Genomic DNA, 16334 nt, shown 5'->3' on the forward strand with positions numbered 1-16334 from the left:
CGCGCCCCAGCGGGAGCAAGCTCCCTCGCCACGGGAATTGGGCATGGCGCGGGTTAGGGGAATGCCTCGAATCAGTGTCAGTTTCACGAGCAAATCGGTTGGTCGACCGGGATGCTTTTGAGCTTTTGAGCTTTTGAGCTTTTGAGCTTTTGAGCTTTTGAGCTTTTGAGCTTTTGAGCTTTTGAGCTTTTGAGCTTTTGAGCTTTTGTGGCGAGGGAGCTTGCTCCCGCTGGGCTGCGCAGCAGCCCCCTCTCAAGCTCACTCAATCGACCTGAACCACCGCGTCGCCGGGCTCCAGGGCCGCTGCGCGCCCCAGCGGGAGCAAGCTCCCTCGCCACAGGCGTGGCGACCTCGATTCAGTCCTTACGGACCCAGCGCGCCTGGCGCCAGGCCTGTTGCTGGGCCTCGGTCTGGAAGGTCCAGGCCACGAAGCGACTCTGCTTCTGGCCCTGGGACATCTCCACCACCTGGCTGTGCAGCGCCCCGGCCTTTTTCAGAGCGGTTTGAATCGCCGGCAGGTTCGATGCTTTTGAGACCAGGGTGCTGAACCACAGCACTTGCCCGGCCAACTGCGCGCTTTCGCCGATCAGTTGCGTCACGAACCGGGCTTCCCCACCTTCGCACCACAGCTCCGCAGCCTGCCCGCCGAAATTCAGCACCGGCAGCTTGCGCTTCGGATCGGCCTTGCCCAGTGCCCGCCACTTGCGCTGGCTGCCCTTGGTGGCTTCCTCCAGGGACGCATGGAACGGCGGGTTGCACATCGTCAGGTCGAACCGTTCGGTGTCTTCCAGCAGGCCCAGGAGAATCTGCTTGCGGTTGGCTTGCTGGCGCAACTGGATGGCTTTGTTCAAGCCATTGGACTGGACGATGGCCTTGGCCGAGGCGATGGCCGTCGGGTCGATCTCCGAACCGAGGAAGTGCCAGCGGTAGTCGCTGTAGCCGATCAACGGATAGACGCAGTTGGCGCCGGTGCCAATGTCCAGCACCTTGACTGCTGCCCCGCGGGGGATTTCACCGGCGTTGTGGCTGGCGAGCAAATCGGCGAGGAAGTGCACATAGTCCGCCCGACCTGGCACCGGCGGGCACAGGTAATCGGCCGGGATATCCCAGTGGGCGATGCCATAGAAAGCTTTGAGCAGCGCCCGGTTGAACACCCGTACGGCTTCGGGGCTGGCAAAGTCGATGCTTTCTTTACCGTAGGGGTTGATGATCACGAACTTCGCCAGTTCCGGCGTGCTCTTGATCAACGCTGGGAAGTCATAGCGGCCCTGGTGGCGGTTGCGCGGATGCAGGCTGGCCTTCTCACGCGGCGCCACGGTTTTAGCCTCTGGGGTGGACTTGGGCTTCTGGCGGGCTGGTTTGGGTGTGCGGGGGGCGGTCATGGGCGGGTCGATTCGGGGATGGCTCAAAAAGTGGCGGGCATTGTCCCACATCCGGCCTGGTCTTGAGGCTTGTGCCGATTAAATGTGGGGGCGGGCTTGCTCGCGATGGCGGCGACACATCCAGCATTGATGCAAGCTGACCCACCGCTATCGCGAGCAAGCTCGCTCCCACAGGGGCTCAGCATGAGTGAGAAAGTGCCAGGCAAAAAGAAGGAGGCCACCAGGGCCTCCTCCTTCAGCGACGAACCCTCGTTACAGACTGGAGATCCGCGCGTGCTGCTCGGCCAGTTTGCCCAAGGCCTGTTCCGCCTCGGCCAGTTTGGCCCGTTCTTTCTCGATGACTTCGGCCGGCGCCTTGTCGACGAAGCCGGCGTTGGACAGCTTGCCGCCGACCCGCTGCACTTCGCCTTTGAGGCGCAGGATTTCCTTGTCCAGGCGCGCCAGTTCCGCGGCCTTGTCGATCAGGCCCGCCATTGGCACCAGCACTTCCATCTCGCCGACCAGGGCGGTGGCCGACAATGGTGCTTCTTCGCCGGCAGCCAGGACGGTCACCGATTCCAGCTTCGCCAGTTTCTTGAGCAGCGCCTCGTTCTCGTTGAGGCGGCGCAGGTCTTCGGCGCTGGCATTCTTCAGGAACAGGGTTAGCGGCTTGCCCGGGCCGATGTTCATTTCGGCGCGGATGTTACGCAGGCCGAGCATGAAGGTCTTGAGCCATTCGATGTCGTCTTCGGCCGCCGGATCGATGCGGCTTTCGTTGGCCACAGGCCAAGGTTGCAGCATGATCGTCTTGCCTTGGGCGCCGGCCAGCGGTGCGATGCGCTGCCAGATTTCCTCGGTGATGAACGGCATGAACGGATGCGCCAGGCGCAGGGCCACTTCCAATACGCGCACCAGGGTGCGACGGGTGCCGCGCTGGCGCTCGACCGGGGCGTTTTCGTCCCACAGCACTGGCTTGGACAGCTCCAGGTACCAGTCGCAGTACTGGTTCCAGATGAACTCGTACAAGGCTTGTGCGGCCAGGTCGAAACGGAACTGATCCAACTGGCGGGTCACTTCGGCCTCGGTGCGTTGCAGCTGGGAGATGATCCAGCGATCAGCCAGGGTCAGCTCGAAGGCTTCGCCGTTCTGGCCGCAGTCTTCACCTTTATCCAGCACGTAGCGCGCGGCGTTCCAGATCTTGTTGCAGAAGTTGCGGTAGCCTTCGACGCGACCCATGTCGAACTTGATGTCGCGACCGGTGGACGCCAGCGAGCAGAAGGTGAAGCGCAGGGCGTCGGTGCCGTAGCTGGCGATGCCCTCGGCGAACTCTTCGCGGGTGGCCTTCTCGATCTTCTTCGCCAGTTTTGGCTGCATCAGGCCGGAGGTGCGTTTCTGCACCAGGGTTTCCAGGTCGATGCCGTCGATGATGTCCAACGGGTCGAGGACGTTGCCCTTGGACTTGGACATCTTCTGGCCCTGGCCATCGCGCACCAGGCCGTGGACATAGACCGTCTTGAACGGCACTTGCGGTGTGCCGTCTTCGTTCTTCACCAGGTGCATGGTCAGCATGATCATCCGGGCGACCCAGAAGAAAATGATGTCGAAACCGGTGACCAGCACGTCGGTGGAGTGGAATTTCTTCAGGAACTCGGTCTGTTGCGGCCAGCCCAGGGTCGAGAAGGTCCACAGGCCCGAACTGAACCAGGTGTCGAGGACGTCGTTGTCCTGCTGCAACGTGACGTCCGGACCGAGGTTGTGCTTGGCGCGGACTTCGGCTTCATCGCGGCCGACGTAGACCTTGCCCGACTCGTCGTACCAGGCCGGGATGCGATGGCCCCACCACAGCTGGCGGCTGATGCACCAATCCTGGATGTCACGCATCCACGAGAAGTACATGTTTTCGTATTGCTTGGGCACGAACTGGATGCGGCCATCTTCCACGGCGGCAATCGCAGGTTCAGCCAGCGGCTTGGTGGACACGTACCACTGGTCGGTCAACCACGGCTCGATGATGGTGCCGGAGCGGTCGCCTTTCGGAACTTTCAGGGCATGATCGTCGACGCTGACCAGCAGGCCGGCGGCGTCGAACGCCGCGACGATCTGCTTGCGCGCCTCGAAACGGTCCAGGCCGGCGTATTCAGCCGGGATCTGGCCGTCGATGCTCTCGTTCAGCGTGCCGTCCAGGTTGAACACCTGGGCTGCCGGTAGGACGTTGGCGTTCTTGTCGAAGATGTTCAGCAGCGGCAGGTTGTGGCGCTTGCCGACTTCGTAGTCGTTGAAGTCGTGGGCCGGGGTGATTTTCACACAGCCGGTGCCGAATTCCGGGTCGCAGTAGTCGTCGCCGATGATCGGGATACGACGGCCAACCAGGGGCAGCTCGACGAACTTGCCGATCAGCGCCTGGTAGCGTTCATCGTTCGGGTTCACCGCCACGGCCGAGTCGCCCAACATGGTTTCCGGACGCGTGGTGGCGACGATCAGGTAATCCTTGCCTTCGGCGGTCTTGGCGCCGTCGGCCAGTGGGTACTTCAGGTTCCACAGGAAACCTTTCTCGTCATGGTTCTCCACTTCGAGGTCGGAAATGGCCGTGTGCAACTTGGTGTCCCAGTTGACCAGGCGCTTGCCGCGATAGATCAGCCCGTCTTCGTGCAGGCGTACAAAGGCTTCTTTCACCGCTTCGGAGAGGCCATCGTCCATGGTGAAGCGCTCGCGGCTCCAGTCTACCGACGAGCCGAGGCGACGGATCTGGCGGCTGATGTTGCCACCGGACTCGTCTTTCCATTCCCAGACTTTCTCCAGGAATTTTTCGCGACCCAGGTCATGGCGATTCTGGCCCTGGGCTTCGAGGCGACGCTCCACCAGCATCTGCGTGGCGATACCGGCGTGGTCGGTACCCGGTTGCCACAGGGTGTTGCGGCCTTGCATGCGGCGGAAACGGATCAGGGCGTCCATGATCGCGTTGTTGAAACCGTGGCCCATGTGCAGGCTGCCGGTGACGTTCGGCGGCGGGATCATGATGGTGTAGGAATCGCCCGCGCCTTGCGGAGCGAAATAATTCTCGGACTCCCAGGTGTTGTACCAGGAAGTTTCAATGGCGTGCGGCTGGTAGGTCTTATCCATGCGCGGCGGGACCCTATTGGCATTTATTCAGGAAAAGCCGGGAAGTATAGCGGGGCGAAGGACGCAGGGCGAGCCAGTACGCAGTGAGCGCGTATTAACAGGCGCAACAAATCCTGTGGCGAGGGAGCTTGCTCCCGCTGGGGCGCGAAGCGGCCCCCAAAAGTGTCAAGGTGAGTGAGAGGGGGCTGCTCGCCAGTGTTACGGCTGCTTTGCAGCCGAGCGGGAGCAAGCTCCCTCGCCACAAAAAGCGGGGGAGTGCTTTTATTCGTACTGACTGAGCAAGCGCTCCATCCGTGCATCCAGCCGACGCTTGATCTCGGTCTCGATGTGCGGGGCGAAGTCGTCGATGACGTCTTGCATGATCAACTGCGCAGCAGCACGCAGTTCGCGGTCCAGGTGCAACAGGGCGTCGGGCCCTTTGGCTTCGATCTTGGCAGCAGGCTTGGGTTCCGGCTGGCCGTTGATCGGGTCGAACAGCAGGGGGATCTGTTCGTCATGCACTGGCTCGTGCACGACCGTGTCGGTCAGCAGTGGCGGTTGCAGATTGTCGTCGCCGAGCAGTTGGCGGATCGACTCGAGGTCATCCAGCAGGTGCGCGGGTTTTTGTGGCGGTTTTGGAGTGTCCATCGTAGGGCTCAGAGTCGCTGTAAACGGTGGTCTTGCAGAGGATAGCCCTGTTCGCGGTAGAAACGGAAACTCTCCCGCGCGGCTTGTCGGATGGCCGGGTCTTCGACCACCACTTCCGCCACACGGGCGAAGCGCTGGGCAAAGGCCGGTACTTTCAGGTCGAGATTGACCAGCAGGTCCTGGTGCTGGCCGCAGTCGTTCCCCAGTCCCAGCACGATCACCCCCTCGGGTTCGCTTTCGGCCGGGCCGTGGGGCACGAAGCTCTCGCCCTTGAAAGCCCACAGGCGTGCGTCCAGGTCCTCGCGCTGGGCGGCATCGCTGCAATGCAGGTAGATGCGGTGGCCCATGCGCCAGGCCTTTTCGGTGAGCTTGCAGGCGAAATCCAGCCGCGCCGACGGGTCGGCGCTGGGCAGGATATAGAAATCGACTTTGGTCATTGCGGTTCCTGAGCCGCCGATGACCCCACCCGAGGGTGAGGCCAACGACGGTCATTGGTGTCAGGCCTTGGCGCGGTCCAGCAGGTACTGGGTCAGCAGGGGCACCGGACGACCGGTGGCGCCCTTGTCCTTGCCGCCGCTGGTCCACGCCGTGCCGGCGATGTCCAGGTGCGCCCAGTTCAGGTTCTTGGTAAAGCGCGACAGGAAGCACGCCGCGGTGATGGTCCCGGCTTTCGGGCCACCGATGTTGGCGATGTCGGCGAACGGGCTGTCCAGTTGTTCCTGGTATTCGTCGAACAGCGGCAGCTGCCAGGCGCGGTCGTCGGCTTGTTGGCCGGCGCTGAGCAGTTGGCCGATCAGCTCGTCGTTGTTGCCCAGCAGGCCCGAGGTGTGGGAGCCCAGGGCGACGATGCAGGCGCCGGTCAGGGTCGCGATGTCGATCACCGCTTGCGGCTTGAAGCGCTCGGAGTAGGTGAGGGCGTCGCACAACACCAGGCGGCCTTCGGCGTCGGTGTTGAGGATTTCAACGGTCTGGCCGCTCATGGTGGTGACGATGTCGCCCGGACGCGAGGCCGTGCCGCTGGGCATGTTCTCGGCGCAGGCCAGGATGCACACCAGGTTGATCGGCAGTTGCAGTTCGAGCACGGCGCGCAGGGTGCCGAACACGCTCGCGGCGCCGCCCATGTCGTACTTCATCTCATCCATGCCAGCGCCCGGCTTGAGGCTGATGCCGCCAGTGTCGAAGGTGATGCCCTTGCCGACCAGGGCGTACGGCTTCTCGGATTTCTTGCCGCCGTTGTATTGCATGACGATCAGGCGCGGTGGCTGGGCGCTGCCCTGGCCAACGGCGTAGAACGAGCCCATGCCCAGGTCCTTGATCTTCTTCTCGTCGAAGACTTCGACCTTCAGGCCCTTGAATTCCTTGCCCAGTGCCTTGGCCTGTTCGCCGAGGAACGTCGGGTGGCAGATATTCGGTGGCAGGTTGCCCAGGTCGCGGGTAAACGCCATGCCGTTGGCAATCGCGGTGGCGTGGGTCACGGCGCGCTGGACTTCAGCCTGGGCGGCTTTGATGGTCAGCACGGTGATTTTTTTCAGGGTGCGGGGTTCGGCTTTCTGGCTCTTGAACTGGTCGAACCGGTATTCGCCGTCTACCAGGGTTTCGGCCAGCAAGCGGTTCTTGCCGTAGCTATCGCGGCCCTTGATCACCAACTCGTCCAACGCCAGGGCGGCATCAGCGCCGCCAAGGCCGTTGAGGGTGCCCAGCACGCCGGCGATGAGTTTACGGAACGGACGATCGCCCAGTTCAGCGTCCTTGCCCACGCCCACCAGCAGCACGCGCTCGGCCTTGAGGTTGGGCAGGTTGTGCAGTAACAGGCTCTGGCCGACCTTGCCGGCCAGGTCGCCGCGCTTGAGTACGGCGCTGATGGCCCCGCCGCTCAGGGTATCGAGCTGGGTGGCGACCACGCCGAGCTTGCGGTTTTCACCGACGGCAACCACCAGCGTGGCGGTTTTCAACGTTTCTGGGCTGACGCTTTTTACAACCAGTTCCATGTCCGGATCCCTGAGTCAATGGTCAAGATGCCAGGCGCTGACTTGTGGTGAGGGAGCTTGCTCCCGCTCGGTTGCGCAGCAACCGCAAAGAAGCGGGGTCTGCTACGCAGCCCAGCGGGAGCAAGCTCCCTCGCCACAAGTCCTGAGTGAAACGGTCACGGTCGCGCCGGCGACAAAGGCCGCAGTTTGAACCTCGGCGCCCGAGCCTGACAACCCTCGACGGCGCTAACTTTTGGCTTTAAGCACCGGCTTAAAGCGTGCGAAGTGACAGGCGCCTCCAATCACAGGATAATGCGGCTCTTTTTTCGGCGGCTCGCGTTGGCGGGCCGACTCGATACGTTTGCTTGTTTGGCCGCCTTAAGGGTTTTTATGCAAAGTCGCCGAACGGCGATCAGGCAAGGCGAAAACAGGCGAGGAAGCGGAGTTGACTGGCTGTCAATGAGCATTCCGAGCCTGTTTTCAACGCAGCATGATCGTCGCGCAGGCACTTTTCATACAAAACCCAGCCTGACAGCCCTGGAGTGTCTGGTGTGATCGTCTTTCGTTATTTATCCCGTGAAGTCCTGCTGACCCTGAGCGCCGTCAGCGCCGTGCTGCTGGTCATCATCATGAGCGGGCGCTTCATCAAATACCTCGCCCAGGCGGCTTCCGGCGCCCTGGACCCGGGCTCGCTGTTCCTGATCATGGGGTTCCGCCTGCCGGGCTTCTTGCAATTGATCCTGCCGCTGGGGTTGTTCCTCGGCATCCTGCTGGCCTACGGGCGCTTGTACCTGGACAGCGAAATGACCGTGCTGTCGGCCACCGGTATGAGCCAACAGCGCCTGTTTCGCATGACGCTGTTCCCGGCCACGTTGGTGGCGTTGGTGGTGGCCTGGCTGAGCCTGAGCCTGGCCCCCCAAGGCGCCAACCAGTTCCAGTTGCTGATCAACCAGCAGGACGCCATGACCGAGTTCGACACCCTGGTGCCAGGGCGTTTCCAGGCCCTGCGCGACGGTACGCGCGTGACCTACACCGAACAGCTCTCGGACGACCGGATCGACCTGGCCGGCGTCTTCATTACCCAAAAGAACCTGTCTTCGGATACCAAGAAGGACCGTGGCATTTCCGTGCTGGTGGCCGAGAAGGGCCGGCAGGAAATCAACCCCGACGGCAACCGCTACCTGATCCTGGAAAACGGCTATCGCTATGACGGCAAGCCGGGACAGGCCGATTACCGGGCCATCAAGTACGACACCTATGGCGTGCTGTTGCCCAAGCCCGAGGTCAGCGACGAAGTCACTGATCGCGACGCGATGCCGACCGCCAGCCTGCTGGGCAACAAGGACATTCGTGCCCGTACCGAGCTGCAATGGCGCCTGTCCTTGCCGCTGCTGGTGTTCATCGTGACCCTCATGGCGGTCCCGCTGTCGCGGGTCAACCCGCGCCAGGGGCGTTTCCTCAAGCTGCTGCCGGCGATTCTTCTGTATATGGCTTACCTGACCATCCTGATTTCCGCTCGCAGTGCGTTGGAGAAAGGCAAGATCCCGCCCGCCTTGGGCCTGTGGTGGGTGCACTCGATCTTCCTGGCCATCGGCCTGGGGCTGCTCTATTGGGAGCCGCTACGCCTGAAGCTGGCCAGTCGTCGCAGCGCGCTGGAGGTGGCCCGTGGTTAAACTCGATCGCTACATCGGCAGCAGCGTGTTCATGGCGATCCTTGCGGTGCTGGGGATCATCCTCGGCCTGGCGACCCTGTTTGCCTTCATCGATGAAATGAGCGATGTCAGCGACACCTATACGCTGACGGACGTGGCGAGCTACGTGCTGCTGACGGCACCACGGCGTTTGTACGACATGCTGCCGATGGCCGCGCTGATCGGTTGCCTGATCGGCCTGGGCAGCCTGGCCAGCAACAGCGAGCTGACCATCATGCGCGCCGCCGGCGTGTCCATTGGTCGGATCGTCTGGGCGGTGATGAAGCCCATGCTGGTGTTGATGCTGGTGGGTGTGCTGATCGGCGAATACATCGCCCCAGCCACCGAAAATACTGCCCAGGCCAACCGTTCCCTGGCCCAGGGCGGCGGCGATGCGCAAAGCGCCAAGCACGGCCTGTGGCACCGCCAGGGCGACGAGTTCATCCATATCAACTCGGTCCAGCCCAACGGCATTCTGTACGGGGTGACCCGTTATCGCTTCGACGACCAGCGGCACATGCTGTCGTCGAGCTTCGCCAAGCGCGCCAAATTCGCCGAGGACCACTGGCAGTTGATCGGTGTCACTACCACCTTGTTCCATGACAAGCGCACCGAGGTGGTCGCCGCCCCGCGGGAGCGTTGGGACGTGTCGATCAGCCCGCAACTGCTCAGCACCGTGGTGATGGCGCCCGAATCCCTGTCGATTACCGGCTTGTGGGGGTATATCCACTATCTGGCGGACCAGGGCTTGAATAACGGCCGCTATTGGCTGGCTTTTTGGGTCAAGGTGTTGCAGCCGTTGGTCACCGCCGCCCTGGTGTTGATGGCGATTTCCTTCATTTTTGGTCCGCTGCGTTCGGTGACCCTTGGCCAGCGGGTGTTTACCGGTGTACTGGTGGGCTTCACTTTCCGCATTGCCCAGGATCTGCTGGGGCCGTCGAGCCTGGTGTTCGGCTTCTCACCGCTGTTTGCGGTGCTGGTGCCGGCCGGTGTCTGCGCGTTGGCCGGGCTTTGGCTGTTGCGTCGGGCGGGTTGACCCCGATTCTTGTGGCGAGCGGGCTTCTGTGGCGAGGGAGCTTGCTGTGGCGAGGGGATTTATCCCCGCTGGGCTGCGAAGCAGCCCCCTGCGCCCTGCCTGGCACATCGCGATGGCTGATGGATCGTGGGGCTGCTTCGCAACCCAGCGGGGATAAATCCCCTCGCCACAATGGCGTCTGTATCAGGTACAATTCCCGGCTATTTTTCGGCGGGCTATGCCTGCAGCCTTTTTGAGTGTTGATCCGTGAGTGATTTGAGTCATATCCGCAATTTCTCCATCATCGCCCACATTGACCATGGCAAGTCGACGCTGGCCGATCGCTTCATCCAGATGTGCGGCGGCCTGGCCGAGCGTGAAATGGAAGCCCAGGTCCTGGACTCCATGGACCTCGAACGTGAACGCGGGATCACCATCAAGGCCCACAGCGTTACCCTCTACTACAAGGCCCGCGACGGCATCACCTATCAGCTGAACTTCATCGATACCCCGGGCCACGTCGACTTCACCTATGAAGTCAGCCGGTCGCTGGCGGCCTGTGAAGGTGCGCTGCTGGTGGTCGATGCCGGCCAGGGCGTCGAAGCCCAGTCGGTTGCCAACTGCTACACGGCCATCGAGCAGGGCCTGGAAGTCATGCCGGTGCTGAACAAGATCGACCTGCCCCAGGCCGATCCGGATCGCGTGAAGGAAGAAATCGAGAAAATCATCGGCATCGACGCCACCGACGCGGTCACCTGCAGCGCCAAGACCGGCCTGGGCGTGGACGAAGTGCTCGAGCGCCTGGTGCACACCATTCCCGCGCCGACCGGCAACATCGAAGATCCGCTGCAAGCGTTGATCATCGACTCCTGGTTCGACAACTACCTGGGCGTGGTGTCCCTGGTTCGCGTGCGCCATGGCCGCGTGAAGAAGGGCGACAAGATCCTGGTCAAGTCCACCGGCAAGATCCACCTGGTGGACAGCGTCGGTGTATTCAACCCGAAACACACCGCTACCGTAGACCTGAAGGCCGGTGAAGTGGGCTTCATCATCGCCGGTATCAAGGACATCCACGGGGCGCCGGTCGGCGATACCCTGACCTTGAGTTCCACCCCCGACGTCGATGTGCTGCCAGGTTTCAAACGCATCCAGCCGCAGGTCTATGCCGGCCTGTTCCCGGTCAGCTCCGACGACTTCGAGGATTTCCGCGAAGCCCTGCAGAAGCTGACCCTGAACGACTCGTCCCTGCAATACACCCCGGAAAGCTCCGATGCCCTGGGCTTCGGTTTCCGGTGCGGATTCCTGGGCATGTTGCACATGGAAATCATCCAGGAGCGCCTGGAGCGCGAATACGACCTGGACCTGATCACCACGGCACCGACGGTTATTTTCGAGCTGTTGCTCAAGAACGGCGAGACCCTCTACGTCGACAACCCGTCCAAGCTGCCGGACCTGTCGGCCATCGAAGACATGCGCGAACCGATCGTGCGGGCCAACATCCTTGTGCCTCAGGAGCACCTGGGCAACGTCATTACGTTGTGCATCGAGAAGCGTGGCGTACAACACGACATGCTGTTCCTCGGCACGCAGGTCCAGGTGACCTACGACCTGCCGATGAACGAGGTGGTACTGGACTTCTTCGACCGCCTCAAATCCACCAGTCGCGGCTATGCTTCGCTGGACTATCATTTCGATCGTTACCAATCGGCTAATCTGGTGAAGCTGGATGTGCTGATCAACGGTGAGAAAGTCGATGCCCTGGCATTGATCGTGCACCGTGACAACGCGCACTACAAAGGTCGTGCATTGACCGAGAAGATGAAGGAACTGATTCCGCGGCAGATGTTCGACGTGGCAATCCAGGCCGCCATTGGCGGGCAGATTGTGGCGCGTACAACCGTCAAGGCGCTCAGAAAGAACGTATTGGCCAAATGCTACGGTGGCGACGTCAGCCGTAAGCGCAAGCTGTTGGAAAAGCAGAAGGCCGGTAAAAAACGCATGAAGCAGGTCGGTAACGTGGAAATTCCACAGGAAGCCTTCCTTGCGGTGCTCAGGTTGGATAGTTAGGTCCTATGTCGCTAAATTTCCCGCTGTTGCTGGTTATCGCCGTGTTTGTCTGCGGCCTGTTGGCGTTGCTTGATCTGTTGTTCCTGGCGCCTCGGCGCCGGGCGGCCATCGCCTCTTATCAGGGCAGCGTCAGCCAGCCTGATGGTGTGGTGATCGAAAAGCTCAACAAGGAACCGCTGCTGGTCGAATACGGCAAGTCGTTCTTCCCGGTGTTGTTCATCGTGCTGGTGCTGCGCTCGTTCCTGGTGGAACCCTTCCAGATTCCCTCCGGCTCGATGAAGCCGACCCTGGACGTGGGCGATTTCATCCTGGTGAACAAGTTTTCCTACGGGATCCGCCTGCCGGTGATCGACAAGAAAGTCATCGAAGTCGGTGATCCGCAACGCGGCGATGTCATGGTGTTCCGCTTCCCGAGCGACCCGAACGTCAACTACATCAAGCGTGTCGTCGGCCTGCCGGGCGACACGGTTCGCTACACCGCCGACAAGCGCCTGTTCGTCAATGGCGAATCCGTGGCCGAACAGTTGCTCGGCTCCGAGCCGGGTACGCTGGGCAGTGCCGAGCTCTACCGGGAAAAACTCGGCGAGGCCGAGCACCTGATCCGCAAGGAAATGAGCCGCTACCGCGCGACACCGGACCATTCGTGGACCGTGCCGGCGGGGCACTACTTCATGATGGGAGACAACCGCGACAACTCCAACGACAGCCGGTACTGGGATGATCCGAACATTCCCAAGGACCTGCTGGGCATGGTCCCGGACCGGAACATCGTCGGCAAGGCCTTTGCGGTCTGGATGAGCTGGCCGGAACCCAAACTCAGTCACCTGCCGAATTTCTCGCGGGTTGGCCTGATCAAGTAATCACCCACGGCGCTGTTGAACACAGCGCCGAATGCTTTTCTGGAGCCTGCGCAAGGTTGCCCGAAGGCATGAAGCCAACGATAGTCAGGACGTATTTTTGAACACAGCGTTAATTGTCCCAAGCCAACGGCGCCTTGCCGCCGTGGCGGTGGAATCCAGCCACGAACTCAGCGTGGGTAAACCGTGAGCGTTTCTCTAAGCCGTCTCGAGCGTCAGCTCGGCTACACCTTCAAGGACCAGGACCTGATGCTCCTGGCCCTCACTCACCGCAGTTTTGCCGGGCGCAACAACGAACGCCTGGAATTCCTCGGTGATGCCATCCTCAACTTCGTGGCCGGTGAGGCGCTGTTCGAGCGTTTCCCGCTGGCCCGCGAAGGCCAATTGTCGCGTTTGCGCGCGCGCTTGGTAAAAGGTGAGACCCTGGCCGTACTGGCCCGTGGTTTTGACCTGGGCGACTACCTGCGCCTGGGCTCCGGCGAGCTGAAAAGTGGCGGTTTCCGTCGCGAATCTATCCTGGCCGATGCCCTGGAAGCCTTGATCGGCGCGATCTATCTGGACTCAGGCATGGAAATGGCGCGTGAACGCGTGCTGGCCTGGCTGACGTCCGAGATCGACAGCCTGACGCTGGTGGACACCAACAAGGATCCGAAGACCCGTTTGCAGGAATTCCTGCAATCGCGCAGTTGCGAGCTGCCGCGCTACGAAGTCGTGGATATCCAGGGTGAGCCGCATTGCCGTACCTTCTTCGTCGAATGCGAAGTGGTCCTATTGAATGAAAAAAGCCGGGGTCAGGGTGTGAGTCGTCGTATTGCCGAACAGGTAGCGGCCGCCGCAGCATTGATTGCCCTGGGTGTGGAGAATGGCAATGACTGATACAACCGTCACCCGCTGCGGCTATGTCGCCATTGTCGGTCGGCCGAACGTGGGTAAATCCACGCTGCTGAACCACATCCTGGGCCAGAAGCTGGCGATCACCTCGCGCAAGCCCCAGACGACCCGCCACAACATGCTGGGCATCAAGACCGAAGGCGCCGTGCAGGCGATCTACGTCGACACCCCGGGCATGCACAAGGGCGGCGAAAAGGCCCTGAACCGCTACATGAACAAGACTGCCTCGGCGGCGTTGAAAGACGTCGACGTGGTGATCTTCGTGGTCGACCGCACCAAGTGGACCGACGAAGACCAGATGGTCCTCGAGCGCGTCCAATACGTCACCGGCCCGCTGATCGTGGCGCTGAACAAGACCGATCGGATCGAAGACAAGGCGGAACTGATGCCGCACCTGTCCTGGTTGCAGGAACAGTTGCCGAACGCCCAGATCATCCCGATCTCTGCCCAGCACGGCCATAACCTCGACGCGTTGGAGCGGGTCATTGCCGAACATCTGCCGGAAAACGATCATTTCTTCCCCGAAGACCAGATCACCGACCGCAGCAGCCGTTTCCTCGCCGCCGAGCTGGTGCGCGAGAAAATCATGCGTCAGATGGGGGCCGAGTTGCCCTACCAGATCACGGTCGAGATCGAAGAGTTCAAGCAACAGGGCAAGACCCTGCACATTCATGCCTTGATCCTCGTCGAACGTGACGGCCAGAAGAAAATCATCATTGGCGACAAGGGCGAGCGCATCAAGCGCATCGGCACCGAGGCGCGCAAGGACATGGAACTGCTGTTCGACTCCAAGATCATGCTCAACCTGTGGGTCAAGGTGAAGGGTGGCTGGTCCGACGACGAGCGGGCGCTGCGGTCGTTGGGTTACGGCGACCTGTAATCCCCGGATCATGGTGGGCGGGCTCTTGTGGCGAGGGAGCTTGCTCCCGCTCGGCTGCGAAGCAGTCGTAAAATCAGGCAATGCGGTGTGTCTGGTAGATCCAAGGGGGCTGCTTCGCAGCCCAGCGGGAGCAAGCTCCCTCGCCACAAGGCTCTCTTTCATAGTCGATATCTTCTGATATTCAGGCCCCTGATGTCCCCAAGCCAACCCATCGCCCAACCCGCCTACGTCCTCCACAGCCGCGCCTACCGCGAAAGCAGCGCCCTGGTGGACTTCCTCACGCCGCAAGGGCGGCTGCGGGCGGTGTTGCGTGGAGCGCGGGGCAAGGCCGGGACACTGGCGCGGCCGTTCGTGCCGCTGGAAGTCGAGTTCCGTGGTCGAGGCGAGTTGAAAAATGTCGGGCGCATGGAAAGCAATGGCGTCGCGGCGTGGCTCAACGGTGAGGCGCTGTTCAGCGGCTTGTACCTCAATGAACTGTTGATCCGCCTGCTGCCGGCCGAAGATCCCCACCCGGCCGTCTTCGACCACTACGCCGCCACGCTGCTGGCCCTGGCTGAAGGGCGGCCGCTGGAGCCGCTGCTGCGCTCCTTTGAGTGGCGGCTACTGGATGACCTGGGCTACGGCTTCGCTCTGAACACTGATCTGCACGGCGAACCCGTCGCGGCGGACGGTCTTTACCGCTTACAGGTGGATGCTGGCCTGGAGCAGGTCTACCTGCTGCAACCGGGGCTGTTCAATGGGGCCGAGCTGCTGGCGATGGCCGAGGCCGACTGGAGTGCGCCAGGCGCCTTGTCGGCAGCCAAGCGGCTGATGCGCCAGGCCCTGGCTGTGCATCTGGGCGGGCGGCCGCTGGTCAGTCGCGAGTTGTTTCGCAAGCCCTGATCAACCCGTATGCTGTGGGCCAACTATTCGTCCATTCAGGAGCCTTTTTGTGAGCACCAGCAATCGCATTCTTCTCGGCGTGAACATCGACCATGTCGCCACCCTGCGCCAGGCCCGGGGTACGCGTTACCCGGATCCGGTCAAGGCCGCATTGGACGCGGAAGAGGCGGGCGCCGACGGCATCACCGTACACTTGCGTGAAGACCGTCGTCACATCCAGGAGCGAGATGTGCTGCTGCTCAAGGACGTGCTGCAAACCCGCATGAACTTCGAAATGGGCGTGACCGAAGAGATGATGGCGTTCGCTGAGCTCATCCGCCCGGCGCACATCTGCCTGGTGCCGGAGACTCGCCAGGAGCTGACCACCGAAGGCGGCCTCGACGTGGCGGGGCAGGAGGCGCGGATCAGCTTGGCAGTGGAGCGCTTGTCGAAGATCGGCGCCGAGGTATCGCTGTTCATTGATGCCGACGAACGGCAGATCGAGGCTTCCAAGCGTGTTGGCGCACCGGCCATCGAGCTGCACACGGGCCGTTACGCTGATGCCGAGACTCCCACGGATGTGGCCGATGAGCTGCAGCGAGTCGCTGACGGTGTCGCCTTCGGCCTGGCCAAGGGCCTGATCGTCAACGCCGGCCATGGCCTGCACTACCACAACGTCGAAGCCGTCGCGGCGATCAAGGGCATCAACGAGCTGAACATCGGCCACGCGTTGGTGGCCCATGCGTTGTTCGTCGGGTTCAAGTCGGCTGTATCGGAAATGAAAGCGCTGATCCTGGCTGCCGCCAAGTCCTGACCGCGGCCATAAGACTGGCTGCTCACTTAGGGCTTGCCTGATTCATTGTGGCGAGGGAGCTTGCTCCCGCTGGGCTGCGCAGCAGCCCCTTGGATCTGCCAGACACACCGGGTTGCCAGGGAGTTACTAGGGCCGCTTCGCGCCCCAGCGGGAGCAAGCTCCCTCGCCACAATGGTTCATCAC

General features: G+C 61.9%; 13 protein-coding genes. 8 read left to right on the forward strand and 5 right to left on the reverse strand.

Features of this window, described 5'->3' with window-relative positions; genetic code table 11:
* Positions 1-356: 356 nt before the first annotated feature.
* From rlmF to BM300_RS28870, 5 genes are all read right to left on the reverse strand, one after another.
* Entirely contained in the window at positions 357-1382 is a 1026-nt protein-coding gene (gene rlmF / locus BM300_RS28850) for a 23S rRNA (adenine(1618)-N(6))-methyltransferase RlmF (RefSeq protein ID WP_063324526.1), read from the reverse strand.
* Between the two features lie 252 nt (positions 1383-1634).
* A complete protein-coding gene (locus tag BM300_RS28855; RefSeq protein WP_092223654.1) occupies positions 1635-4481 on the reverse strand; it encodes a valine--tRNA ligase in 2847 nt (948 codons plus the stop codon).
* A 261-nt stretch (positions 4482-4742) separates the two neighbouring features.
* On the reverse strand, positions 4743-5108 hold the full coding sequence (locus BM300_RS28860) for a DNA polymerase III subunit chi (protein WP_092345961.1): 366 nt from the start codon (positions 5106-5108) through the stop codon (positions 4743-4745).
* Between the two features lie 8 nt (positions 5109-5116).
* Positions 5117-5545, reverse strand: coding sequence for a DNA polymerase III subunit chi (locus BM300_RS28865; protein WP_092345959.1), 429 nt, complete (start codon positions 5543-5545; stop codon positions 5117-5119).
* A 60-nt stretch (positions 5546-5605) separates the two neighbouring features.
* Positions 5606-7096, reverse strand: a complete 1491-nt coding sequence (locus BM300_RS28870) for a leucyl aminopeptidase (protein WP_092146875.1) — start codon at positions 7094-7096, stop codon at positions 5606-5608.
* A gap of 530 nt (positions 7097-7626) precedes the next feature.
* Between BM300_RS28870 and lptF the strand changes: the two genes are divergently transcribed.
* The 8 genes from lptF (at position 7627) to pdxJ (ending at position 16151) form a co-directional block, all read left to right on the forward strand.
* Positions 7627-8748 (forward strand): LPS export ABC transporter permease LptF, encoded by a 1122-nt coding sequence (lptF, locus tag BM300_RS28875; RefSeq protein ID WP_063324530.1) that lies wholly within the window; start codon positions 7627-7629, stop codon positions 8746-8748.
* Entirely contained in the window at positions 8741-9802 is a 1062-nt protein-coding gene (gene lptG, locus BM300_RS28880; RefSeq protein WP_092146878.1) for an LPS export ABC transporter permease LptG, read from the forward strand. Before lptF ends, lptG begins: the two co-directional genes overlap by 8 nt.
* Before the next feature lie 246 nt (positions 9803-10048).
* Entirely contained in the window at positions 10049-11848 is a 1800-nt protein-coding gene (gene lepA, locus BM300_RS28885) for a translation elongation factor 4 (RefSeq protein ID WP_063324532.1), read from the forward strand.
* A 5-nt stretch (positions 11849-11853) separates the two neighbouring features.
* Positions 11854-12708: a signal peptidase I gene (gene lepB, locus BM300_RS28890; protein ID WP_063324533.1), complete on the forward strand. Its 855-nt coding sequence runs from the start codon at positions 11854-11856 to the stop codon at positions 12706-12708.
* 183 nt (positions 12709-12891) lie between these two features.
* Entirely contained in the window at positions 12892-13581 is a 690-nt protein-coding gene (gene rnc, locus BM300_RS28895) for a ribonuclease III (RefSeq protein WP_057448995.1), read from the forward strand.
* Positions 13574-14476, forward strand: coding sequence for a GTPase Era (gene era / locus BM300_RS28900; protein ID WP_063324534.1), 903 nt, complete (start codon positions 13574-13576; stop codon positions 14474-14476). The genes rnc and era overlap by 8 nt, the downstream gene beginning before the upstream one ends.
* Positions 14477-14668: 192 nt before the next feature.
* Positions 14669-15358, forward strand: a complete 690-nt coding sequence (gene recO, locus BM300_RS28905) for a DNA repair protein RecO (protein WP_063324535.1) — start codon at positions 14669-14671, stop codon at positions 15356-15358.
* A 49-nt stretch (positions 15359-15407) separates the two neighbouring features.
* Positions 15408-16151 (forward strand): pyridoxine 5'-phosphate synthase, encoded by a 744-nt coding sequence (pdxJ, locus tag BM300_RS28910; RefSeq protein ID WP_063324536.1) that lies wholly within the window; start codon positions 15408-15410, stop codon positions 16149-16151.
* Positions 16152-16334: the final 183 nt, after the last annotated feature.

Source organism: Pseudomonas sp. NFACC46-3, assembly GCF_900114515.1.
GTDB lineage: Bacteria > Pseudomonadota > Gammaproteobacteria > Pseudomonadales > Pseudomonadaceae > Aquipseudomonas > Aquipseudomonas fluorescens_Q.

Coding starts and splice junctions, on each gene's coding strand:
- BM300_RS28860 (WP_092345961.1), bottom strand. CDS start 5,108: ATGGACACTCCAAAACCGCCACAAAAACCCGCGCACCTGCTGGATGAC.
- BM300_RS28865 (WP_092345959.1), bottom strand. CDS start 5,545: ATGACCAAAGTCGATTTCTATATCCTGCCCAGCGCCGACCCGTCGGCG.
- rlmF (WP_063324526.1), bottom strand. CDS start 1,382: ATGACCGCCCCCCGCACACCCAAACCAGCCCGCCAGAAGCCCAAGTCC.
- lepB (WP_063324533.1), top strand. CDS start 11,854: ATGTCGCTAAATTTCCCGCTGTTGCTGGTTATCGCCGTGTTTGTCTGC.
- era (WP_063324534.1), top strand. CDS start 13,574: ATGACTGATACAACCGTCACCCGCTGCGGCTATGTCGCCATTGTCGGT.
- BM300_RS28855 (WP_092223654.1), bottom strand. CDS start 4,481: ATGGATAAGACCTACCAGCCGCACGCCATTGAAACTTCCTGGTACAAC.
- recO (WP_063324535.1), top strand. CDS start 14,669: ATGTCCCCAAGCCAACCCATCGCCCAACCCGCCTACGTCCTCCACAGC.
- BM300_RS28870 (WP_092146875.1), bottom strand. CDS start 7,096: ATGGAACTGGTTGTAAAAAGCGTCAGCCCAGAAACGTTGAAAACCGCC.